The sequence below is a fragment of the Cupriavidus pauculus genome (assembly GCF_008693385.1).
Lineage (GTDB): Bacteria > Pseudomonadota > Gammaproteobacteria > Burkholderiales > Burkholderiaceae > Cupriavidus > Cupriavidus pauculus_D.
This window is the reverse complement of sequence record NZ_CP044065.1, coordinates 2,792,069-2,815,641: the sequence shown is the minus strand read 5'-3', so window position 1 is coordinate 2,815,641 and position 23,573 is coordinate 2,792,069. Positions and strand designations below refer to the sequence as shown.

The window sequence follows — 23,573 nt, the reverse complement described above, 5'->3', positions numbered from 1 at the left end:
GCGCTCATTCGAGTTCGTCGCTGTCTTCGGCCGGTGCGCCCTGCTCGTGTTGCATCGCCGCGGCCGCGAGTGCCGCGGCCCGGGCAGGCGCGGCGTCCTTGCGTTCGCTGTAGCGATCCGTAAGGTAGTCGCTGCGGTCGCGCAGCAGCAGCGTGAACTTGTAGAGCTCCTCCATGACATCGACCACGCGGTCGTAGTACGCAGATGGCTTCATGCGGCCGTCCGCGTCGAACTCCTGATACGCCTTGGCGACCGACGACTGGTTGGGGATCGTCACCATGCGCATCCAGCGGCCGAGCACGCGTAGCGCGTTGACGGCGTTGAACGACTGCGAGCCGCCGCTGACCTGCATCACCGCGAGCGTGCGGCCCTGCGTGGGCCGAATGCCGCCGAACTCGAGCGGCAGCCAGTCGATCTGGTTCTTGAACACGGCCGTCAGCGTGCCGTGCCGTTCGGGGCTGCACCAGACCTGTCCCTCGGACCACTGGGACAGCTCGCGCAGTTCGACGACCTTCGGATGATCGGCGGGCACGCTGTCGGCCATCGGCAGTCCTGCGGGATCGAACACGCGCGTCTCGGCGCCGAACTGCTGGAGAATGCGCTCGGCCTCCCGCACGAGCAGGCGGCTGTAGGACGTCGTACGCAGCGAGCCGTAGAGCAGCAGGATGCGCGGCGGATGCGTGCTGACGCGCGAAGGCTCGAGCTTGCGCAGGTCCGGCGTGTCGAACACCGCCGGCATGATGTTGGGGAGCCCGGTCATCGGATTCTCTGTCCCCGCGCGTCGATGACGGCTTCGCCATCTTCCTTGGTAAAGGCGCCCTGCTGCGGCGAGGGCAGGATATCGAGCACGACCTCCGACGGGCGGCAGAGCCGCGTGCCACGTTCGGTGACGACAAACGGACGGTTGATGAGGATCGGATGGGCCAGCATTGCGTCGAGTAGCTGGGCATCCGTGAGCGCCGGGTCGCCAAGGCCGAGTTCGGCGTAAGGCGTGCCCTTCTCGCGCATGGCCTCGCGCACGGTGAGGCCGGCGCCGCGAATCATCGCCTGCAGGGTCTCGCGATCGGGCGGGGTGGCCAGGTATTCGATGATCGCGGGCTCGATGCCAGCATTGCGGATCATGGCCAGCGTGTTGCGCGACGTGCCGCAGGCAGGGTTGTGATAGATCGTGACGGACATTGGAGGTTCCTACGCAGATTCGTACCAGCGTTGCGAGCGGTTGACCACGCGCACGACCAGCAGCATGACGGGGACTTCGATCAGCACGCCCACGACCGTCGCGAGCGCGGCGCCCGACCGGAAGCCGAACAGGCTGATGGCGGTGGCCACGGCGAGCTCGAAGAAATTGCTCGCGCCGATAAGCGCCGACGGTCCCGCGACGCAGTGCGCGACCCCGAGCCGGCGATTGAGCAGATAGGCGAGGCCCGAGTTGAACAACACCTGCACGAGAATCGGCACGGCGAGCAGCAGGATGATCAGCGGCTGCGCCACGATGGCATTGCCCTGGAAGCCGAACAGCAGCACGAGCGTGGCGAGCAGGGCAGCGATCCCGTAGGGTCCCATCGCGGCGACGGCCCGCTGGTACGTTGCCTCGCCACGCGCGAGCAGTACGCGGCGAATGCCTTGCGCGATCAGCACGGGCGTGACGATATACAGCCCGACGGAGGCGATCAGCGTATCCCATGGCACCGAGATCGACGACAGGCCAAGCAGCAGGCCGACCACGGGCGCGAACGCCACGACCATGATCGCGTCGTTGAGCGCGACCTGCGACAGCGTGAAGTACGGATCGCCCCTGCACAGCTGCGACCACACGAAGACCATGGCCGTGCACGGCGCCGCGGCCAGCAGGATCAGTCCCGCGACATAGCTGTCGAGCTGGTCGGCGGGCAGCCATCCCGCGAACAGATGCCGCACGAAGAGCCAGCCGAGCAGCGCCATCGAAAATGGCTTGACGAGCCAGTTCACGAACAGCGTGACGCCGATGCCGCGCCAGTGTCCGGCCACCTGGCCCATGGCGCCGAAATCGATCCGGATCAGCATGGGCACGATCATGACCCAGATAAGCGCGCCGACCGGCAGGTTCACCTGCGCGATCTCCATGGCGCCGATCGCGCGGAACAGCCCGGGCAGCCATTGGCCCAGCGCGATGCCGGCGACGATGCAGAGGGCGACCCAGACCGTGAGATAGCGCTCGAACACGCCGATGGCGGCGGCCGGCGCGCTCGCTTCGAGCGGTGGTGCGGCACTCATGACCGCACCGGGGCCGCGCAGGCGGACGAACCCGCGGACAAACCGGCGGACGCCGGCCCGCACGGCGCGCCACCGCAGCAATTTTCGGTGAGATAGCCCAGCAGGCCGCCCATGGTGTCGAAGCGCGCCATATAGACGATCGACCGCCCTTCCTGCCGGCTTGCCAGCAGGTGGGCTCGGTGCAGTTCCTTGAGGTGGAACGACAGCGACGACGGTGGCATGTCCATGATTTCGGCAATGCGGCCCGCGGGCAGGCCCTCCGGCCCGGCCTGCACGAGCAGGCGAAAAATGGCGAGGCGCACGGCGTGGGCGAGCGCGCTTAGCGCTTCGAGGGCGCTGTCGGTTTCCATGGTCTTCGTTTCCATTGTTCGACTATATTCGAAATATGGAAGATTGCCAACGTGTGCGATGGCGGGGGTGGGTGGCGCGGGCCGCTCGGAGCCCGTTATGGGATAATCGTCGGGTTTTGCCCACGGCGCGGCTCAAGAGGTTGTTCGCACGGGCGAGCGAAGGGCTCCTACTCGCGGGGCTCCCGGGTCTTCGACCCCCCCATGATTCCAATTGCCGCGATTCAAACAGTTCCCACGATGCCCGCATACCGTTCCAAAACCTCCACCGCCGGTCGCAATATGGCGGGGGCGCGCTCGCTCTGGCGCGCCACCGGCATGAAGGACGAAGACTTCTCGAAGCCGATCGTCGCGGTGGTCAATTCGTTCACCCAGTTCGTTCCCGGACACGTCCACCTGAAGGACCTCGGCCAGCTCGTCGCGCGCGAGATCGAGGCGGCAGGCGGCGTGGCCAAGGAATTCAACACCATCGCCGTCGATGACGGTATCGCGATGGGTCACGACGGCATGCTGTATTCGCTGCCGAGCCGCGACATCATTGCGGACTCCGTCGAATACATGGTCAATGCCCACTGCGCGGACGCGATGGTGTGCATTTCCAACTGCGACAAGATCACCCCGGGCATGCTGATGGCCGCCATGCGCCTGAACATTCCCGTGATCTTCGTGTCGGGTGGCCCGATGGAAGCGGGCAAGACGCGCCTGGCGAACCCCGTCACCAAGGCCGTCGAGTTCAAGAAGCTCGACCTCGTCGACGCGATGGTGATCGCGGCCGATGCGTCGTACTCGGATGCCGATGTGGCCGAGGTGGAGCGTTCCGCCTGCCCGACCTGCGGATCGTGCTCGGGCATGTTCACGGCCAACTCGATGAACTGCCTGACCGAGGCGCTGGGTCTTTCGCTGCCGGGCAACGGCACCGTGGTGGCCACGCACGCCGACCGCGAGCAGCTGTTCAAGCGCGCCGGCCGCCGTATCGTCGAACTCACGCGCGAGTACTACGAGCAGGAGAACGACCGCGTGCTGCCGCGTTCGGTCGGCTTCAAGGCGTTCGAGAACGCCATGACGCTCGATATCGCGATGGGCGGTTCGACCAACACGATCCTGCACCTGCTGGCGATCGCGCGCGAAGCCGAGATCGACTTCACGATGACCGACATCGACCGCATGTCGCGCATCGTGCCGCAGCTGTGCAAGGTGGCGCCGAACACGAACAAGTACCACATCGAGGACGTGCATCGCGCCGGCGGCATCATGGCGATCCTCGGCGAGCTGGACCGCGCTGGCAAGCTCCACACCGATGTGCCGACCGTGCATACGCCGACGCTCAAGGACGCGCTCGACCAGTGGGACATCGTCCGCACGCAGGACGAAGCGGTGCGCAAGTTCTATATGGCGGGCCCCGCCGGCATTCCGACGCAGGTGGCGTTCAGCCAGAACACGCGCTGGCCGAGCCTCGACCTCGATCGTGCCGAAGGCTGCATCCGCTCGTACGAGCATGCGTTCTCGAAGGAGGGCGGCCTGGCCGTGCTGACCGGCAATATCGCGCTCGACGGCTGCGTGGTGAAGACCGCCGGCGTGGACGAGAGCATTCTCGTGTTCGAGGGCAATGCGCACGTGACGGAGTCGCAGGACGAGGCCGTCGAGAACATCCTGAACGACAAGGTCAAGGCCGGCGACATCGTGATCGTGCGTTACGAAGGTCCGAAGGGCGGCCCCGGCATGCAGGAGATGCTGTACCCGACGAGCTATATCAAGTCGAAGGGTCTCGGCAAGGCCTGCGCGCTGCTGACGGATGGCCGCTTCTCGGGCGGTACGTCGGGCCTGTCGATCGGCCACTGCTCGCCGGAAGCGGCCGCGGGCGGCGCGATCGGTCTGGTGCGCGATGGCGACAGGATCCGCATCGACATTCCGAACCGCACGATCAACGTGCTGGTGTCGGACGAGGAACTCGCGCGCCGCCGCGAGGCGCAGAACGCCAAGGGCTGGAAGCCGGCGAAGCCGCGTCCGCGCAAGGTCACGGCCGCGCTGAAGGCCTACGCCAAGCTCGTGATGTCGGCGGACAAGGGCGCCGTGCGCGACCTGTCGCTGCTGGACGACTGAACGGACCGGCCGCTGTGCGGCCGGGCGACCGGTTGCCCGGTCAGGAAAGGGCCCGTCCCCGGTTTCGGGGCGGGCCCTTCCGCTTTCAGGTCCACGACGAATCGTCGTCGAGGAACGACCCGTTGCCGAGATCGTCGTCGTCGAGGAAGCTGTTGCCCGACGACGCGCTGGTCGTGTCCAGCGACGGCGTGTCGTTGTTGCCATAGTAGTTGTTCACCACGGTCTCGTTGGGCTGCTCCAGCACCGCCATATCCGGGTTCCCCAGCACATTGCTCGCGCTATTGCGATGGAACATGTTTTCGAGGCCCTGGAACAGGAACGCGCCACCGGCCACGCCGGCTGCCGTGGTCGCGATGCTCCCCAGCGTGCCGCCCAGCCCGCCACCGAGCCAGCCCGATCTTGCAGGTGGCTGTGCCGCGGCGGGTTGATACGCCACCGGTGGTTGGCCGGGTCCCTGAGCGGGTGCCTGAACGGGCGCCGGCTGGGGTGCCGCCATGGATGCGGCGCCGGCCGCCGCCGCGCGACCCGCGTTGTTGCCCGATGCGTAGCCCCACGCGTTGTCATCGAGAAAGCCGCGATTGCCGCCCCCCTGGGCGGCCTGCAATTGCTGCAATTGCGATTGCAGCGCGGCATTCTGCTCGCGTGCGGCGGCCAGCGCATTGTCGAGCAGCAGCGCGCGCTGCACGAGCAGGTAGGCGGCATCGGGCTGCCGCGCGACCGTTTCGGCGATCATGGCATCGGCCTGCGGATCTTTCGCGGCGGCGCGCGCCTGCGACAGTTGGGTCAAGAAGCGTTCCAGCGCTTGGGTTTCCTGGGGGGTCATGGCTATCTCCTGTCCCGTTCGTTCGTACGGCTTGAGGTGAGTACGGGTTGAGTCTAGGGACGAAGACTTAAAGGAGACTTAAGGGAACCAACGATTGCACGTGCTAGGATCGACGCGTTAATCGACCCCGCATTCAGACCATGCATTCATCATGAGGCATTCACGCGCGGAGAAGGCCGCGACGCATCAACGCATCGTGCGGATTGCCGCGCGCCGTTTTCGCGAGCGCGGGTTCGCGGGCATTGGCGTGGCGGACATCATGGAGGAAGCGGGGCTGACGGTCGGTGGCTTCTACAAGCACTTTGCGTCGCGCGAAGATCTCGTCGTGGAGGCGCTGGCCGCCGCGTTCGGCGATCTCGAGGGATGGGACGACGCGGCGAGGACCAGCCTGCGCGATGCCATCGCGCGGTATCTCTCGCCCGCGCATCGCGACGATCGCTGCGGATCGTGCCCGCTGACAGCGCTGCTCAACGACGTGCCGCGCCATGTTCCGGACCGGGCGTCCGATGTCTACACCGGCCAGATCGAGCGCATGTTCGCCTTCTTCGAGCGGCTGTTGCCTGAAGAGGTTCGGGCGAGGCGGCGCGCGCGGGCGCGGCTGATCTTCAGTGCCTGCGTGGGCGCGCTCGCGTTATCGCGCGCGGTGGACGATCCCGCGCTGTCGCGCGAGATACTCGACACGGTCGCCGCGCAGCTTACCGAGGCATTCGCGGGGACCGCGACGGCCACTGCGTGAGTTCCGCCGCGACATCCGCGAGCAGTTCGCCGGAAGCGGATGCGTCGGGTATCGCGCGCGACAGGCCCAGCGCGCCGACGCAGGCGCACCACGACAGGATGGCCTCCGCACGGGCCCGCTCACCGGCCTCGGGCGCGAGGCGATGGGCGAGCATGTCGATGACGCCGCGTACATGCGCGGTGAAGGCGCCGCGCAGGGCATCATCGGCGGTACCGTGTGCCATGTCGCTCGCGAGCGCGGCGACGGGGCAGCCCGCATCGACCGCATCGCGATGCGCGGGGCTCAGGTAGAGGGAGATGGCCGTATCGAAGTCCGGCGACTGGCGCGACCAGTCGCCGAGTACCGTGGCCGCCGTGGCGAATGCTTCCCGCAGCAGCACGTCGCGCGACGCGAAGTGCCGATAGATCGCGCCCGCCGTGATGTGCGCGTCCGCCGCGATATCGGCGACGCTCGCGCCATTGGTGCCCTCGCGCAGCAGGCGCCGCGCGGCGGTGACGACAAGGCGCTCGCGCGTGGCCGCCTTGGATGCCTGTGAATGACCCATGCCCGCTAGTGTGAAGCGAGACCGCGCGCGATGCAAACGCGGATCATCCCTCGGGCAGCAACGCCCATCCCGCGGCGCGCAGTTCCTCGCGCATCAGGTCCGCGATCCATCGGCGCCGCGCATCGTCCATGCGCGAGCGAATCGCGCCGATGCTGATGGCTGCATAGGTCCCCGGCGTAACCTCGAACGCCACGCCCACGCCGCCCACGCCCGTCGCCACGAGGTTGTCGGTCAGCGCATGGCCCTGTTGCCGGATCTGCGCGGCCTGGCGCAGCAGATGCGGCAGCGAACCGCGCTCCGGCGGCAACTCGGCCGCATGCCGCGCATGAAAGCCTTCGAGTTCGGCGTCTGACAGCGTTGCCATCAATGCGGTGCCCGCCGAGCCCACGCCCAGCAGCCGCAGCCCGCCGACCTGCAGCACGAGCGCCTTGATCGGAAATGCGCCCTGCTCGTAGTGCACGCAATGCGCATAGTCGCCATTGCGCACGACGAGGTAGACGGTGTCCTCGGTACGCCGGGCAAGCCGGATCATCGTCGGGCGGCAGCGCTCCATGATCGGCACGCGGCTCATCGTCGCGAGGCCCAGCTGCATCGACTCGAGGCCAAGCCGGTACAGCTTGCCCTCGTCGCGCGCGACCATGCCGCTCTGCACGAGCGAACTCAGCAGCCGGTAGGCGGTGGCCCGATCGAGCCCCGTCGCCGCGACCAGCGAAGCCAGCGAGATGCCGTGCTCGTGGTTCAGCCCGACGAGCTTGAGCAGGTCGATCGCCCGGAACACGGCCTGCGCGCCGCGCGTACGGGAGGCTTCCGTATTCACAATGTGAACTCCTGCAAAACGATGACGCGCTCCATTATCGCCACTCTGCCCGCTACGGTGCAGCATAGGGGAATCCGCACGTTCACATTGTGAACGAATCGGTATCGAGAGTTTTACGCCGTTACGCGCGCATACCGATACTGTGGCTATCGGCTACACAAAAAAACAGAACATCAGGAGACAACATGACTCGCGCATCCCTCATTGCCGCCACCTGTCTGGCGCTGCTGCTGCCCGGCGGCGCCTATGCGCAGGGGCCCGACAATTTTCCCGCCCGGCCCGTGAAGCTGCTGGTCGGTTACCCGCCCGGCGGCGCTTCGGACACGATCAGCCGCCTGATCGGGCAGGAGCTGTCGAAGCTCAACAACCAGTCGTTCGTGATCGAGAACCGCCCCGGGGTCGGCGGCATGATCGCGATGGGCATGGTTGCCAAGGCGCCGCCCGATGGCTACACGCTCGGCCTGGCCGTCAGCGGCACGCTGACCACGGGGCCGCATCTGCAGGCCACCAGGCTCTACGATCCGCTCAACGACTTCGAGCCCATCGGCATGGTGGCCAAGGCACCGATGATCCTGCTGGCCAGCCCCGCGAGCGGGTATGACAGCGTGGAGGCCGTGATCCGCGACGCGCGCAAGAAGCCCGGCCAGCTGATGTTCGCATCGGGCGCGCAGGCATTCGAGCTGGCGCTGCAGCTGTTCAAGTCCAAGGCCAACGTCGATATCACCACGGTCTCGTACCAGGGCGGCGCGCCCGCGTCCATCGATGTGATGTCCGGCCGCGCGCAGCTCATGGTGGACACCATCGGCGCGCAGCACGAGAACATCAAGGCAGGCAAGCTCAAGGCGCTGGCCGTGCTCGATAGCACGCGCTCCTCGATCGCGCCGGACGTGCCGACGATGATCGAGGCGGGGGTAAAGGGATATGAAGCGCTGGGCTGGACCGCGCTGGTCGCCCCGCGCGGCACGCCGCCCGCCATCGTGCAGAAGCTCAGCGCGCAGTTGCAGCAGGTACTCACGATGCCGCAGGTCAAGCAGAAGCTCGATGCGCTGGGCTTCGAGGCCTGGCCCGGCACGCCGCAGTTCATGCAGAAGACCGTTGCCGCCGAATACGCGAAGTGGGGCGATGTCGTGCGCACCTCCGGCATGACGCCCAAGTAAGACACCCAGGCAAGCGTTTCTTCTCCTCGTCGATGTTTGTTGCCCAAGGTGGCCGCGCGCGGCCCGCCGCGGGCCCCCTTTTGCCCAAAGAATGCCAATGACCGCCTCCTCGTCTTCCACGCCTGCCATCGATCCCGCATGGATCCGCGAACTCGACCACGCACTGCCCGCGGCCAATGTGCCCACGCTGCTGATGATGCTGTTGCATCTCACCGGCGACCGGCGCTGGCTGTCCGAGCGCTACCAGTGCACGCATATCCGCGGCATCGACGATCACGATAGCGGCGGCCTGCCGCCCGAGGTCCAGCAGGAAGTCCGCGACGCCGCGCGCGATGCCGTGCTCGCGTGGAAGGCCGGTGCGCCGGCCGCGCTGCCGTTGCCCGAACTCGGGGAACTCGTGGAGATGATGCGCCGCAGCGTCGGCGAGGACGTGCCCGAAGCCTACGGTCCGATGGTCGGCGCGTGGCTGGGCGGCGACCCCGCGTTCCGCATCGACCAGCGCGACGAATACCGCGTGCCCGAAGGCTTCCACGTGGTGGTGATCGGCGCGGGCGTGGCGGGACTCTGCGCTTCCATCCGCCTGCAGGGTGCCGGCATTCCGCATACGGTGATCGAGAAGAATGCCGAGGTTGGCGGCACGTGGTACGAGAACCGCTATCCGGGCGCGGGCGTCGATACGCCGAACCATATCTATTCATACTCGTTTGCCAGGGCGGACTGGACGCGCTACTTCGCGCTGCGCGAGGAAATCCAGGCCTACTTCGTCGAGGTGTCGCATCGCTTTGGCGTGCGCGCGCATATGCGCTTCGGCACGAAGGTCGATGCGGCGACGTACAACGAAGGCAGCATGGACTGGACCGTGCGTGTCTCCGATGCCGACGGCAATGCGGACGTCATTCGGGCCGATGTCGTGATCAGCGCGGTGGGTTTGCTCAATATGCCGAAGATGCCGCCGATCTCCGGGCTCGATACGTTCGAAGGCCCATGCTTCCACAGCGCGCGCTGGCCCGAAGGCCTCGATGTGGCCGGAAAGCGTGTGGCCATCATCGGCAACGGCGCGAGCGCGATGCAGATCGTGCCCGCGATCGCGCCGATCGTCTCGCGGCTCACGGTGTTCCAGCGGTCCCGGCAATGGGCCGCGCCATTCGAGCGTTTTCAGAAGCCCGTGCCCGCGGCCGCGCGCTTTCTTTTGAAGGAACTGCCGTACTACCAGCCGTGGTATCGCCAGCGCCTTGCCTGGATCTTCAACGACCGTATCCATGCCTCGCTGCAGGTGGATCCCGAATGGCCGCACCCGGAGCGCGCGATCAATCGCCGCAACGACAAGCATCGCGAGTTCTTCGTCTCGTACGTGCGGGAGCAGCTTGGCGACCGCCAGGACCTGCTGCCCGACGTGTTGCCCGACTATCCGCCGTTCGGCAAGCGCATGCTGATGGACAACGGCTGGTTCCGCACGGCCACGCGCGACAACGTGCGCATCGTCAATGACGGCATCGATCGCGTGGAACGCGATGCGGTCGTCACGGCCGATGGCGAGCGCCACGAGGTCGATATCGTCGTGGTCTGCACGGGCTTCGATGCGGTGAACCTGCTGTCGTCATTCAACCTGCATGGGCGCGGTGGCCGCAACGTGCGCGAGCACTGGGACGCGCACGGCGCGCAGGCCTACCTCGGCGTGGCCACGCCGGGCTTTCCGAATTTCTTCATGCTGGCCGGCCCCAACACGGCGCTGGGCCATGGCGGCAGCGTCGTCGCGCTGCTGGAGACGCAGGTGCAGTACGTGATGTCGCTGCTCAAGGCCGCGCTGAACGCGCACGAGCGGTTCGAGATCGAGGTGCGGCAGGACGTGCACGACGCGTACAACGCGCGCGTGCAGGATGCCCACGCGCGCATGATCTGGACGCACAAGGGCATGTCCAACTGGTACCGCAACGCGCGCGGCCGCGTGGTGGCGCCCACGCCGTTCCGCAACGACGACTACTGGCATATGACGCGCAACTCGGGCCTTGCCGACTATATCGTGCGCGAAGGCAATGCCGCGACGCGCGCATGCGACCCGCTCAGCGCGCAGAAGGAGGGGGCCGCATCATGAAGATGACCTCCGGTCCCGGCCCGCATCTGCTGAGCGGCCTGCGCATTCTCGATCTCGGCACCATGGTCGCGGGTCCTGTCGCGGCCACGCTGTTCGGCGACTTCGGTGCCGAGGTCATCAAGGTCGAGGTCCCGCGCCGTGGCGACACCGTGCGCGATCTCGGCCCGTTCGTCGATGGTCGCTGCCTGTACTGGAGCGTCGAGAACCGCAACAAGAAGAGCATCACGCTCGACCTGCGCAAGCCGGAGGGTCGCGAGCTGCTGCTCGATCTGGTCGAACACGCCGATGCCGTGGTCGAGAACTTTCGCCCCGGCACGCTCGAGAAGTGGGGCTGCGGATGGGACGTGCTCAAGGCGCGCAATCCGCAGCTGATCATGCTGCGGATTTCGGGCTTCGGCCAGACGGGACCCTATCGCGAGCGCGCGGGATACGACCGCATCGCGCTGGCCTTCGGCGGACTCATGGGCATCACGGGGTTCCCCGATCGTCCGCCCGTGCGCATCGGCACGTCGATCGCCGATTACCAGTCCGCGATCCTCGGCGCGTTCGCGCTGATGATGGCGATCTACCGCCGCGACATGCACGGCGGCGAAGGCCAGCAGATCGACCTCGCCATGTACGAATCGATCATCCGTTTCACCGAGGTACTGGTGCCCGCCTACGACCGTCTGGGTACCGTGCGGGAGCGGCGCGGCAACAAGCACTTCGCGGCGGCGCCGGGCGAGCACTTCCGCACGTCCGATGGCCGCTACATGATCCTCACCGTGTCCGCCGACGCGGGCTTCCAGCGGCTGGCGCAGGCCATGGGCCGGCAGGACTGGCTCGACGATCCGCGCTTTGTCACGCACGAACAGCGCTGGCAGCACGTGGACGAGCTGAACACCGCGCTGGCCGCGTGGATCGAGGCGCAGCCCGTGGCGGAGCTATGCGCCACGCTCGACGAGGCCAGGCTCGCGTACTCGTTCATCTTCAGCATCGAGGACATCATGAACGATCCGCACTATCGCGCGCGCGGCACCATCGCGTCCGTGCCGGATCCGCATATCGGTCCCGTGAAGATGGCGGGCGTGGTGCCGAAGTTTCCCGATAGCGCCGAAAAGCCGATCGAGCCCGCGCCGGACCTGGGCCAGCACAACGCCGAGATCTACGGCGATCTGCTGGGGCTGTCGCCCGAGCGCCTGGCCGCGCTGAACGACGCGGGGGTCATATGAAACGCGCGGTCGTGCTGGGCGGGGGCGGGGTGGCCGGCATTGCGTGGGCCACGGGCATCGCGGCAGGGCTCGCGCGGGCCGGTGTCGATATCGCCGACGCCGATGCGTTCGTCGGGACGTCGGCCGGCTCGGTGGTCGGTGCGCAGCTGGCGTCCGGTGTGGCGGTGGAAACGCTGCTCGCGCAGCAGCTTGCGCCGCCCGCTGGTTCGCTCGAACAGGCGCGGCCCTACTCGCAGGCCGACGCGGACGCGCGCAACCGGCATCTCATGAAACGCGTGGGCGACGATATCGATGCGGCGCGCCGGCGCATCGGCGCGTTCGCGCTGCGCAGCGAGACCGTACCGCTCGACGCGCGCCGCGCCATCGTCGCGGGCCGCCTGCCGCGCGCGACATGGCCCGGACGCGCGCTGCATGTGGTGGCGGTGGATACCGCGACCGGGGCGCACGTCGTGTTCGATGCGGACGGCGGTGTGGACTTCGTCGATGCGATTGCCGCGAGTTGCGCGGTGCCGGGCGCGTGGCCGGCCGTGCCGATCGGCGGACGCGTCTACATGGATGGCGGCATCCGCTCGCTGACCAACGCCGACCTCGCGCCGGACGCGAAGCATGTGCTCGTGATCGCGCCGCTCGGGTATGCAGAGGGCAATCCCGTCAGCGGTCATCTGCGCGCCGAGGTGGACGGGCTCCGCGCGCGTGGCGCATCCGTGTCCGTGATCGTTCCCGATGCGGCGTCGCTCGATGCGATGACCGACAACGTTCTGGATCCGTCGCGTTGCGTGCCGAGCGCGCGGGCGGGATTGGCGCAGGCCGCGCGGATGGCGACGGAGATCGCCGCGGCGTGGCATGCCTGAAGTCCGGCGGATGCGGTGCCCATAACGAGAGGAGACATGTCATGGAATCATCGAGACGCCGCTTTGTGCGGCAGTGCATTGGCGGATCGCTGGCGGCGGGCTTCGCGCTGCCGTCAGGCCGTCTTGCACACGCGCAGGCGACCCCTGCCGTGGCGACGCCCGCGTCGCTGCCCACCGGCTGGCCCGCCCAGCCGATCAAGGTCGTGGTCCCATTCCCGCCCGGCGGATCCACGGACATCCTCGGCCGCTTCGTTGCCGAGCATCTGCAGAAGACGCTCGGCAAGCCCGTGATGGTCGAGAACCTGCCCGGTGCCACGGGCACCATCGGCGTGGCCGCGGTCTCGCGCGCGAACCCCGATGGCTACACGTTGCTGATGGGTTCGGTCGGCACCATGGTCACGAACCATTTCGCGTACGAGAAGCTGCCGTTCACGATCGACTCGATCGCGCCCGTGATCAATCTTGCGGAGACGCCGAACGTGCTGATGGTGCGGCCCTCGCTCGACGTCGATTCGCCGGCCGCGCTCATCGCGCTGATGAAGGCCAGAGGCGGGAACTTCCAGTACGGGAGTTCCGGCGTGGCATCGAGCGCGCAGATCAGCTGCGAGGTGTTCAAGCAGCGCGCGGGCGTGCAGGCCGTGCACGTGCCGTACAAGGGCGGCTCGCAGATGCTGACGGACCTCATCGCGGGCAATATCGATTTCACGATCGATCAGATCTCGTCCGCGTTCAAGCTCATTCAGGCGGGCCGCATCAAGGCGCTCGCGGTCACGTCCGCGCAGCGCTCGCCGCTGCTGCCCGATCTGCCGACGTTGTCGGAGACGATGCCCGGGTTCGTGATGTCGCCATGGTTCTGCGTGGGCGCGCCCGCGAACACGCCGAAGCCGATCGTCGCGCGGCTCAATACGCTGCTCAATGGCATGCTCGCCGACAAGGCCATCGTGTCGAAGATGGAGGGGTACGGCATCGTGCCCGTCGGCGGCACGCCAGCCGATCTCGCGACATTGATCCGCAGGGAGGCCGCGCAGATGCAGGAGCTTTCCACCCGTGTGCAGTTCAAGACCGCATGACCATGACGACCAGCCAATACACCCCCGAACGCATCGTCTCCCGCCTGCAGATCCAGGACCTGATGTTCCGCTGGTGCCGCGCGGTAGACCGGCTGGACCGGCAGGGCATGCTCGATATCTTCTGGCCCGGCGCGATCGACAGCCATGGTCCGTATATCGGTCCGGCGGAAGGGCTCGTCGAATGGATCCTCGTGCGGCACCGGCCGATCGCGACCTCGAGCCACTTTATCGGCAACATGCTGATCGAGTTCGCGAGCGACGACGTCGCGCTGGTGGAGACCTACGTGCGCACGATCCAGCAGTACCCGGCCGAGGCCAAGCCGCAGCTTGCGCAGCTGACCGGCGGCGCGGCCGGCGACGCCGACGCGCCCATGGACATGTTCACGTCGTCACGCTACCTCGATCGGATGGAAAGGCGGGATGGAGTATGGCGCATTGCCCATCGCGATCTGATCCAGGACTGGAAGCAGATCGTCGATGTGAAATACCGCGCGCTGGTGCCCGGCGACGGCTGGATCATCGGCCGCCGCGATGGTGAGGATCAGGTGCAGACCGAGCGGCGGCGGCTCGGCATCGGCTGACGAGTGCCGCCGATGGGCACCGTTATCGTTCGCCCAGCGACAGGCCCGCGGGCTTGCGGCGGACCGAGATCTGGACGAGCACCAGTGCCAGGCCGGCCGCCGCGATGATGGCGCCGACGAGCGGCACGGCCTTGTAGCCGAAGCCCGCAGAGATGGCCCAGCCGCCGGCCGCCGCGCCGAGCGCGTTGCCGAGGTTGAATGCGCCCACGTTGACCGACGACGCCAGCCCCGGCGCTTCCACGGCCGCGCGCATCACGCGCATCTGCAGCGGCGGCACGACGGCGAACGTCGCGACGCCCCAGATCAGGAGGCCGATTGCCGCGCCCGCATGCGACTTTGCCAGCAGCGGGAACGCGAGCATCACGGCGATCAGCAGCACGAGAAAGCCGATCAGGCTGCCATCGAGCGAACGGTCCGCGAGCTTGCCGCCCGCGGCGTTGCCGATCGTGAAGCCGAGACCGATGAGCACGAGCATCGCGGTAATGAAGCCCGACGACGCACCCGTGAGGTCCGACAGTGTCGGCGCGATATAGGTATAGAGCGTGAACATGGCGCCGGCACCGAGCACGGTGGTCGCCAGCGCGCCGAGCACGACGGGACGCGTGAGCACGGCAAGCTCCGCGCGCACGTTCGGACGCTGGCCCGCGCTGCCCTTCGGCAGGGCGAACCACAGCGCGGCCATCGCGAGCACGCCGAGACCGGCCGTGGCCGCGAACGACATGCGCCAGCCGATCACGTTACCGAGCCACGTGGCCGCGGGCACGCCGCCGACGTTGGCGATGGTCAGCCCCATGAACATCGTCGCCACCGCGCTGGCCTGCTTCTCGCGCGGGACCACGCTGGCCGCGACGAGCGAACCGAGGCCGAAGAACGCGCCGTGGTTGAGGCTGGTGACGAGCCGCGCGAGCAGCAGCATCGTGTAGTCGGTGGCCACCGCGGACAGCAGGTTGCCGATGGTGAAGATACTCATCAGCACGATCAGCGCGGTGCGGCGCGACCAGCGCGACAGCGCGAGCGTCATCAGCGGCGCGCCGGCCATCACGCCGATGGCGTAGGCGCTGATCAGCATGCCCGCGGTCGGGATGGAAACGTTCACGCCGGCGGCGATCGTGGGCAGCAGGCCCATCGGCGAGAACTCGGTGGTGCCGATGCCAAAGGCGCCGACGGCGAGGGCGAGCAGGGCCAGCCCAGCGCTGCCGGCCGGTTGTGTGCTGTCCGTGGAAGGTTGCGTGGGTGTCATGCCGGATCTCCGGATATCCAATCCCGGCATTGTGCGGCGCATCATGGCCGGGAAAAAGGCGAGTCCGTGGGAAAGCTTGTTGACGCCACCTCAATAATCCGGCGTTCGCGACACCTGATTCGTGCGAAAAGTGCTCAAACGTCGACTTCCGAGACGATTTCCACGCGATTGCGATCCACCTTGGCGCGGTACAGCGCCTTGTCCACGGCCCGCAGCGCGGTCTCGAAGTCGCGCGCGGCCGCGGCTGCGCGGCTGTCGGCGAGCCCCGCGCTGAATTCGAGGTGGAACGGCAGCGCGGGCGTCAGCGGCAGGGCCTTGAGGTGGTCGCGCAGGCGCGCCAGAAAGTGCTGGGCCTGGCCGAGGTCCGTGCGCGGCAGCATCAGCAGGAATTCCTCCCCGCCCCAGCGCACGAACACGTCGGACTGGCGCTTGAGCCGCGTTACGGTATCCGCGAAGGCCTGGAGCGCGGCGTCGCCGGCCGAGTGGCCGTACTGGTCGTTGATGCGCTTGAAGTTGTCGAGGTCCACCATCGCGATGGCGATGGGATGGCGCTCGGCGCTCGCGCGCGCCCATGCGTCGTTGAGGATCGACACCGCGCCGCGCCGGTTGAGCGCGCCCGTCAGCGAGTCCGTGATGCTCAGTTGCAGGATGCGCAGCCGCAGCCGTTCCTGCAGCGCGAGCGCGTAGCTCAGCGTGAACAGGAACGACACGATCACGTCCATCGTCAGCGCCTGCACCGATGGCAGGAACGTGTGCTCGAATGCCTGCGGCGGAATCGGATGCAGGACGAGCACGGGTCCCGACCAGGCGTGATAGGCAAGGACGACGAGCTGCCCCGCGAGCAGGCCCAGCGCGCCGCGATACCGGCGCGCGAGGCGCAGCGTGATGCGTGCCTGTATCGCGATGGTGGCCACCATGAACAGCGAGTGCCAGGGCAGCGCGTAGCCCGCCCGCACGGCCGCAGCCGCGCCGCAGGCGTAGAACAGCGGGAGCGCGAGGCCGAGGCGCATCAGCACGGTCGTGCCGCGGCCGCGCGTGCCTGCTGCATCGTCCGGGCGCGGAGGGTCGAGGCGGGGAGGGTCTGGCCGAAGAGGGTCTGGCCAAAGAGGGTCGAGCCGATAAAGCGCGAGCGTGTGGGCGCCCACTGCCGCCAGCAGCAGCGTCGTGCCGGTGATAAACGCCGCCAGGGGCGTCATCGTGGGCACCCAGGCGAGCGCGTCGCGGTTCACGCCCTGCGGCACGCCCGGCTGCAGCAGGGCCGCGACACGATAGGCGGCCAGCAGCAGATCGCCCGCGATCCACCAGTGCAGCGACGCGTTGTCCTTGCCGAGCCCGATATAGGACAGGCACAGCAGCAGCATCGTCATGAGCCCGAACGGCGTGATGATCAGGAGCAGCGTGACGGGGTCGTTGAAGGACATGTAAGGCGTGCGAACGAATACCCGCGCAGTCTAGCGCATCGGCAGTGACACCTATTGCTGCGGTCGACTGCCAATTGATGTCACCTCATGGGCCATTTTCTGGCACGGCGCGATATAACCGCCTGCGTGCATTTCGGCAGATTCCGTTCGTACCCATATCCCCCTTTGGTTGGATACGCCAATTCGCAGGAATATGCCGCGATCTTCGGTCCGCTGCGAAGCCATTGCGCCGTCGCCGAAGGTCACCGCATGACCGAGAAATGGCAGGCACGATGATTGCGGTACAGGTCTGTCACATCCATTCAAGCCTTCCCAACAGTCTTGCATCCATATGGATCGCCGTCCCGGCGCGTCCAGGGGGGCCTGTTGTCTGCATGCAGTGGAAACCGCCGGCGGAGCAACTGGCCGAAGGCATTCGATAACAACAAAGAAGGTCAGATAAACCATGCAATTTCCCGTCCCCAAGCGAGGCACGGGCGCGGTTGCCGCGCTTGCCGTCTCCCTGATTGCCGCGTCGATCGTCGCCGCCTGCGGCGGCGGTGGCGGCGGTGATGGCGCTGCCGCGCCGTCCGGCAACAACAACGCCAGCAACTCGACGCCCGTGCAGCCCGCATCGGGCTACTCGCCGCTGTATGACGCGACGACGCAGGCGATGGAGCAGATCCAATACCGCGAGGCCGACGGCACGCTCGTGACGCTGGTGGGCATGCGGCCCACCGAGCGTCACGCACGCGAGCGCGGCGAGGCATGGGATGCGCCGGACGCGGGTCCGGGCCGCTACCTCACGTTCCCGACGTTCTACTTCCAGAATCGCACGTTCGGCCTGGAGATTCGCGACGAAGTGCCGGCGGGCCGCCAGAAGATCTCGTTCTACCTGCGCGTGAACCAGGGCATCTTCGACGGCACGACGTTCAGCCTGTTCCGCAATATCCAGAACCCGGAAGTGCGTGACTATGGCTGGTCGCTGAACTACGGCTTCAACAATCCCACGCAGGGTGGACTGCCGATCTGTATCGAAGGGCAGCCCAAAGAGAACTGCATGATGACCGTGGATTCGAACTGGCGCACGGACCCGCACAGCAAGCTGGCGATCGGCGACAAGATCGAACTCGCGCCGGCGCCGCGCCTCAAGCGCGATCCGGTGGTCGATGGCGGCGGCAGCCGCTACTACTCGTTCGAGCAGCTGTACGTGGTGGGCCAGGGCATGAAGCCGTGGTACGGCATCGTGCCGAACCTCGACTCGGAACCGATTCCGGACGAAGCGCTGCTGGGCGGCCAGGCGAGCCTCTCGTACAACTACTCCGAGGAGCCGATGCGCGTGTTCCAGCAGATGTCGAACAATATCGGCATCGCGAACACGCAGCGCTTCGTGGAGGGCCGCCGCCTGTTCCACACGTCGTTCCTCGACGGCAAGCACTCGGAGCATGACGCCGACAACCCCGTGTTCACGGCGCACATCGGCCAGCTCGGCCCGCGCTACAACCAGCCGCGCTGCATCCAGTGCCACACGAACAACGGCCGCAGCATCTCGCCGGGCATCGGCGTGAAGCTCGACACGATGTCGATCCTGACCGCCGCCGCCGATGGCAAGGCCGATCCGACCTACGGCTGGAACGTGCAGCAGCACGCGCAGGACGGCAATGCCCCGCAGTACGACGTCAGCATCAAGTCGTACGAGACCACGGTTCGCACGCTGCCCGATGGGGAGAAGGTGGAACTGGTCAAGCCGGTCTATGCGTTCAAGGGCCCGACCCCGGCGCAATACTCGGCGCGCCAGGCCGCGCAGGTCATCGGCATGGGCCTGCTCGAGGCGCTGGACGAGAAGACGATTCTCGCGCTCGCGGACCCGGACGACGTGAACGGCGACGGCGTGCGCGGCATCCCGAACTGGGTCACCGACCCGGAAACCGGCAAGACCCATCTGGGCCGCTTTGGCTGGAAGGCGTCGAAGGGCAGCATCCGCCAGCAGGCCGGCGACGCGCTGAGCAAGGACATGGGCGTGACGTCGCCAGTGTTCCCGACGCGCGGTTGCCAGATGGGCGCCGCCGACTGCCGCCAGGCCGCCGCGGCCACGTCGATCTCCGAGACCGAGATCGAACGCCTGACGAGCTACCTGTCGCTGATCGCGGTGCCGGCACAGCGCAGCCTGCGCAGCGGCTTCCCGGCCGGCGTGCGCGTATCGCCCGAGCATGACGTGAATCCGGACCTGATCGCGCGCGGCAGCGTGCTGTTCACGCAGTCCCGCTGCGTGGCCTGCCACACCGCGACGCTGAAGACCGGCACCAACCACCCGTTCGTGGAACTGCGCGACCAGACCATCCATCCGTACACGGACCTGCTGCTGCACGACATGGGCCCGGGCCTGGCCGACACGCTGAGCGAAGGCCGCGCCGCGCCGAACCAGTGGCGTACCGCGCCGCTGTGGGGTATCGGTTCGCTGCGCTTCGTACAGGGCAATGCCGATCAAAGCGTGCGTTTGCTGCATGACGGCCGCGCGCGCAATATGGTCGAGGCCATCCTGTGGCACGGCGGCGAGGCCAACGACGCGCGCACGCGCTTCGAGGCCCTGCCCAAGAACGACCGCGACGCGATCGTCGCGTTCCTGCAGTCGCTGTAAAGGCTGCCACGACGCTTTCTCTCCCCGAGAAACGGCGCGACTTTCCCGCGCCGCCCCTGAGCCGTGCCTTCGGGCACGGCTTTTTTGTTGGCGCCGGTGAGGTAACATGCCGCCACCTCCAATTCCATGGGCGCCGACCCTTCGGCCACGTTCCCTATGTCTCCCTCGACCGGACTCGATGAGTTGGCTTTTCGGCGGATCCTTCGACGCAATATCACACTGCCACTCGTGGTCGGAGGGGTTACGGCGGCGATCTTCATCGGGCTCGTGCTGTATCTCCTCTCTGCCAACAGCTGGATCGAGCATTCCGAGCGCGTCATCGGCAATACGCAGGAGATCGGCCGGCTGGTCTGGCGCAAGGAAGCCGCGTTGCGCGGCTTCGCGATGACGGGCGACGAGCGCTACACGCGCGACTACGACCTCGCGCGTCCGATCCTGATGGCCGACGTCGATGCGCTCTCCACGCTCGTGCGCGACAACGCCGCGCAGGTGGAACGGCTGCAGCGCATCAAGGCATGGCAGCAGCAGTGGGATCGGAAGGCCGACGAACTGATTGCGCTGCGGCGCCGCGGGGATGGCACGCAGGCATCGGCGCTGGCCGGCCGCGGCGAGGCCGAGCGCGATGCGACGAATCGCGAGCTCGACGCGTTTCTCGGTATCGAGCAGACGCTGCGGCTCAATCGCGCGGACTCGGGCAGCCAGTTTGCGCTCGTGACGATCGTCGGTTCCGTGGTGGCCAGCGTGCTGCTGAGCTTTATCGTCGCCTGGCGAGGACGCCGGGATCTGGTGCAGCTGTCGGATGCCTATAGCGGATCGCTGGACGCGCACGAGAGCCAGGCGCGCGTGCTGACGCATCAGGCGTGGCTGCGCGATGGACAGGTACGCTTCGGTGCGCAGGTGGTGGGGCAGGACTCGCTCGCGCGGCTCTCGCCGGTCGTGCTCGAGTTTCTTGCGAGCTATCTTGGCGCGGCGGCCGGCACGCTCTATGTGCTGGTCAGCCGCAACACGCTCGAGCGCCGCGGCGCCATCGGCTTGGCAAACGAGGACATGCTGCCCCAGCGCATCGCCGTGGGCGACACGCTGGTCGGCCGTGCCGTGACGTCCGCGCAGTCCCTGCATATCGACGCCGTACCGGCGGACTACTGGTCCGTCGCGTCGGCGCTGGGCGCCGCGCCGCCCACGGCGCTGGTGGTCGCGCCGATCCGGGCGAACGGCGTCGTGATCGGCGCGCTGGAGCTCGCGTTCATGGCGCCGCCCGATGCGCGTACCCATGAGTTCCTCGCGCTGATGAGCGCGACGATCGGCGACGTGGTGGCCGCCGCGCAGCAGCAGGAGCGTCTGCAGGAAGCCCTCGAGGAAACGCAGCAACTCAACGAGGAACTGCAAAGCCAGCAGGAAGAACTGCGCGTGGCCAACGAGCAGCTGGAACAGCAGACCTCGGCGCTCTCGCAGTCGCGCGCGGTGCTCGCGAACCAGAAGGCCGAGCTCGAGCAGACCAACGAGCAGCTGTCCGCGCAGGCGCGCGTGCTCGACGAAAAGAACGATGCGCTGATGCGCGTGCAGTCCACGCTCGAGGAAAAGGCCGCGGACCTCGAGCGCGCGAGCCAGTACAAGTCCGAGTTCCTCGCCAACATGTCGCACGAACTGCGCACACCGCTGAACAGTTCGCTGATACTTTCGAAGCTGCTGGCCGACAACAAGGCCGGCAATCTGTCGAGCGAGCAGGTGCGCTACGCGCAGACGATCCATTCGGCGGGCAACGACCTGCTGGTGCTGATCAACGACATTCTCGACCTGGCCAAGGTGGAGGCCGGCAAGGTCGAGCTCGTGATCGATACCGTCGCGCTCGAGCACATCAACAACAACCTCGTGCGCACGTTCGAGCCGCTCGCGCGGCAGAAGCGGCTTGCGTTCCAGTGCGCGGTGGCCCCCGACGTGCCGCTCGCGATCACGACCGATGGCCATCGCCTGGAACAGGTGCTGAAGAACCTGCTGTCGAACGCGGTGAAGTTCACGGAGCATGGACAGGTCTTCGTGCAGTGGACCATGGCGGGGCCCGATCGCGTGCGCTGCTCCGTCATCGATACCGGTATCGGCATCGCGCCCGCGCAGCACGCGCGCGTGTTCGAGGCGTTCCATCAGGCCGATGGCACGACCAGCCGGCAGTACGGCGGCACGGGATTGGGACTGTCCATCTCGCGCAGTCTTGCCGAACTGCTTGGCGGCGAGATTACGCTCGAGAGCACGCCGGGGCATGGGTCGGCATTCTCGGTGACGCTGCCCGTGCACTATGTGGCGCCGCATGTGGCGGCTCCCGAAGTGCAGGCCGATGCGATGGATGCTGGAGCGGCGCCGCTTGCCGCGCCGGTCGCCGGGGTGCGGGCCACGCTGCCCGCGACGGCGCCCGCGCTGGTGGCGAACGTGCCGGCGCACGTGCCCGCGAGCGTGTCCGCGAATGTTCCCGCGGACCTTCCCGATCTCGCCGAGGCGCGCGCGGTGATCCCCGACGACCGTTACGCGCTGAGCGGCGAGCGCCTCGTGCTCGTGATCGAGGACGAACCGCAGTTCGCGCAGATCCTGCTCGATATCGCGCACGACATGCAGTACCAGTGCATCGTCTGCGGCACGGGCGGGGAGGGCGCCGCGATGGCGCGCGAGCACCAGCCGCAGGCGATATTACTCGACCTCGGTCTGCCGGACCGTTCGGGCCTGATGGTGCTGCAGGAGCTCAAGGGCGACCCCCGCACGCGCCATATCCCGGTGCATGTGGTCTCGGCCATGGACCGCGCCGATACCGCGCTGCATCTCGGCGCGATCGGGTTCGCGGTCAAGCCGACCTCGCGCGAGGACCTTGCCAATATCTTCCGCCGCCTGGAGGAGAAAATCGCGCGGCAGGTCAAGCGCGTGCTGCTCGTGGAGGACGATGCGCGCCAGCGCGACAGCATCGTCCAGCTGATCGGCGACGAGAAGATCGAGATCGTGGCGGTGGAAACCGGCGAGCAGGCCCTGCAGCGACTGCTGACCGAGGTGTTCGACTGCATGATCGTCGACCTCAAGCTCCCGGACATGCAGGGCAGCGAACTGCTGCGCTCGATGGCGATTACCGAGGCCTGCTCGTTCCCGCCCGTGATCGTCTACACGGGCCGCAACCTGTCGAGTGCGGAAGAGCGCGAACTGCTCAAGTACTCGCAGTCGATCATCATCAAGGGCGCGCGCTCACCCGAGCGCCTGCTCGACGAGGTGACGCTGTTCCTGCATCAGGTGGAATCGGATCTGCCGGAAGAGCGCCGGCATATGCTGCTGGCCGCGCGGGCGCGCAGCCGCGAGCTCGAAGGGCGGCGCATCCTCGTCGTGGACGACGACGTGCGCAACGTGTTCTCGCTGACGAGCGCGCTCGAGCATCAGGGCATGCGCGTGGACATCGGCCGCAATGGGCACGAGGCGCTCGATATCCTCGCGCGCACGCCGGATATCGATATCGTGCTGATGGACGTGATGATGCCGGGCATGGACGGGCTCGAGGCCATGCGCCGGATTCGCGCGGACCTCAGGCTCAAGAGCCTGCCGATCATCGCCGTGACGGCCAAGGCGATGCAGAAGGACCGGCTGGAATGCCTTGCGGCCGGGGCCAGCGACTATATCGCCAAGCCCGTGGACCTCGACCAGCTGTATTCGCTGCTGCGCGTGTGGGTGCCGAAGGCGATGATCTGACC

General features: G+C 67.3%; 19 protein-coding genes. 10 read left to right on the top strand and 9 right to left on the bottom strand.

Features of this window, described 5'->3' with window-relative positions:
• Window positions 1-4 precede the first annotated feature (4 nt).
• From arsH to FOB72_RS12865, 4 genes are read right to left on the bottom strand one after another with little or no spacing between them, the layout of a single operon-like run.
• On the bottom strand, window positions 5-760 hold the full coding sequence (gene arsH, locus FOB72_RS12880; RefSeq protein ID WP_150372872.1) for an arsenical resistance protein ArsH: 756 nt from the start codon (window positions 758-760) through the stop codon (window positions 5-7).
• Complete coding sequence (gene arsC / locus FOB72_RS12875) at window positions 757-1,179, bottom strand: arsenate reductase (glutaredoxin) (RefSeq protein WP_150372871.1); 423 nt, start codon at window positions 1,177-1,179, stop codon at window positions 757-759. Before arsC ends, arsH begins: the two co-directional genes overlap by 4 nt.
• Before the next feature lie 9 nt (window positions 1,180-1,188).
• Complete coding sequence (arsB, locus tag FOB72_RS12870) at window positions 1,189-2,253, bottom strand: ACR3 family arsenite efflux transporter (protein ID WP_150372870.1); 1,065 nt, start codon at window positions 2,251-2,253, stop codon at window positions 1,189-1,191.
• On the bottom strand, window positions 2,250-2,603 hold the full coding sequence (locus tag FOB72_RS12865; RefSeq protein ID WP_150372869.1) for an ArsR/SmtB family transcription factor: 354 nt from the start codon (window positions 2,601-2,603) through the stop codon (window positions 2,250-2,252). Before FOB72_RS12865 ends, arsB begins: the two co-directional genes overlap by 4 nt.
• Before the next feature lie 237 nt (window positions 2,604-2,840).
• Here FOB72_RS12865 and ilvD point away from each other — a divergent pair, with 237 nt between their 5' ends.
• The gene (gene ilvD, locus FOB72_RS12860) at window positions 2,841-4,700 is read left to right on the top strand and encodes a dihydroxy-acid dehydratase (protein WP_150372868.1); all 1,860 of its coding nucleotides are present in this window, start codon (window positions 2,841-2,843) and stop codon (window positions 4,698-4,700) included.
• 85 nt (window positions 4,701-4,785) lie between these two features.
• Here ilvD and FOB72_RS12855 read toward each other — a convergent pair whose 3' ends face one another.
• Complete coding sequence (locus FOB72_RS12855) at window positions 4,786-5,523, bottom strand: DUF2076 domain-containing protein (protein WP_150372867.1); 738 nt, start codon at window positions 5,521-5,523, stop codon at window positions 4,786-4,788.
• A 151-nt stretch (window positions 5,524-5,674) separates the two neighbouring features.
• On the opposite strand from FOB72_RS12855, the gene FOB72_RS12850 reads away from it, so the two are divergent.
• Window positions 5,675-6,259, top strand: a complete 585-nt coding sequence (locus FOB72_RS12850) for a TetR/AcrR family transcriptional regulator (RefSeq protein ID WP_150372866.1) — start codon at window positions 5,675-5,677, stop codon at window positions 6,257-6,259.
• Here the strand turns inward: FOB72_RS12850 and FOB72_RS12845 are convergent.
• A complete protein-coding gene (locus FOB72_RS12845) occupies window positions 6,219-6,803 on the bottom strand; it encodes a TetR/AcrR family transcriptional regulator (RefSeq protein ID WP_150372865.1) in 585 nt (194 codons plus the stop codon). The two genes, FOB72_RS12850 and FOB72_RS12845, sit on opposite strands and share 41 nt — an antisense overlap.
• A gap of 43 nt (window positions 6,804-6,846) precedes the next feature.
• Window positions 6,847-7,620: an IclR family transcriptional regulator gene (locus FOB72_RS12840; RefSeq protein ID WP_223851324.1), complete on the bottom strand. Its 774-nt coding sequence runs from the start codon at window positions 7,618-7,620 to the stop codon at window positions 6,847-6,849.
• Between the two features lie 185 nt (window positions 7,621-7,805).
• Between FOB72_RS12840 and FOB72_RS12835 the strand changes: the two genes are divergently transcribed.
• From FOB72_RS12835 to FOB72_RS12810, 6 genes are all read left to right on the top strand, one after another.
• The gene (locus FOB72_RS12835) at window positions 7,806-8,777 is read left to right on the top strand and encodes a Bug family tripartite tricarboxylate transporter substrate binding protein (RefSeq protein WP_150372863.1); all 972 of its coding nucleotides are present in this window, start codon (window positions 7,806-7,808) and stop codon (window positions 8,775-8,777) included.
• Window positions 8,778-8,874: 97 nt separating this feature from the next.
• Window positions 8,875-10,869, top strand: coding sequence for a flavin-containing monooxygenase (locus FOB72_RS12830; RefSeq protein ID WP_150372862.1), 1,995 nt, complete (start codon window positions 8,875-8,877; stop codon window positions 10,867-10,869).
• A complete protein-coding gene (locus tag FOB72_RS12825; RefSeq protein WP_150372861.1) occupies window positions 10,866-12,080 on the top strand; it encodes a CaiB/BaiF CoA transferase family protein in 1,215 nt (404 codons plus the stop codon). Before FOB72_RS12830 ends, FOB72_RS12825 begins: the two co-directional genes overlap by 4 nt.
• Window positions 12,077-12,931: a patatin-like phospholipase family protein gene (locus FOB72_RS12820; protein WP_150372860.1), complete on the top strand. Its 855-nt coding sequence runs from the start codon at window positions 12,077-12,079 to the stop codon at window positions 12,929-12,931. The genes FOB72_RS12825 and FOB72_RS12820 overlap by 4 nt, the downstream gene beginning before the upstream one ends.
• Before the next feature lie 41 nt (window positions 12,932-12,972).
• Complete coding sequence (locus FOB72_RS12815) at window positions 12,973-14,001, top strand: Bug family tripartite tricarboxylate transporter substrate binding protein (protein WP_150372859.1); 1,029 nt, start codon at window positions 12,973-12,975, stop codon at window positions 13,999-14,001.
• A gap of 2 nt (window positions 14,002-14,003) precedes the next feature.
• On the top strand, window positions 14,004-14,582 hold the full coding sequence (locus tag FOB72_RS12810) for a nuclear transport factor 2 family protein (RefSeq protein ID WP_191002150.1): 579 nt from the start codon (window positions 14,004-14,006) through the stop codon (window positions 14,580-14,582).
• A 22-nt stretch (window positions 14,583-14,604) separates the two neighbouring features.
• Here FOB72_RS12810 and FOB72_RS12805 read toward each other — a convergent pair whose 3' ends face one another.
• Window positions 14,605-15,822, bottom strand: a complete 1,218-nt coding sequence (locus FOB72_RS12805; protein WP_150372857.1) for an MFS transporter — start codon at window positions 15,820-15,822, stop codon at window positions 14,605-14,607.
• A gap of 134 nt (window positions 15,823-15,956) precedes the next feature.
• The gene (locus FOB72_RS12800; RefSeq protein WP_150372856.1) at window positions 15,957-17,243 is read right to left on the bottom strand and encodes a sensor domain-containing diguanylate cyclase; all 1,287 of its coding nucleotides are present in this window, start codon (window positions 17,241-17,243) and stop codon (window positions 15,957-15,959) included.
• 445 nt (window positions 17,244-17,688) lie between these two features.
• Between FOB72_RS12800 and FOB72_RS12795 the strand changes: the two genes are divergently transcribed.
• Together FOB72_RS12795 and FOB72_RS12790 are read left to right on the top strand one after the other, a co-directional pair.
• The gene (locus FOB72_RS12795; protein ID WP_150372855.1) at window positions 17,689-19,860 is read left to right on the top strand and encodes a di-heme oxidoredictase family protein; all 2,172 of its coding nucleotides are present in this window, start codon (window positions 17,689-17,691) and stop codon (window positions 19,858-19,860) included.
• Window positions 19,861-20,127: 267 nt separating this feature from the next.
• Window positions 20,128-23,571 carry a response regulator gene (locus FOB72_RS12790; protein WP_317889532.1) on the top strand — a complete coding sequence of 1,148 codons (3,444 nt, stop codon included), beginning with the start codon at window positions 20,128-20,130 and terminating at the stop codon, window positions 23,569-23,571.
• Window positions 23,572-23,573 lie beyond the last annotated feature (2 nt).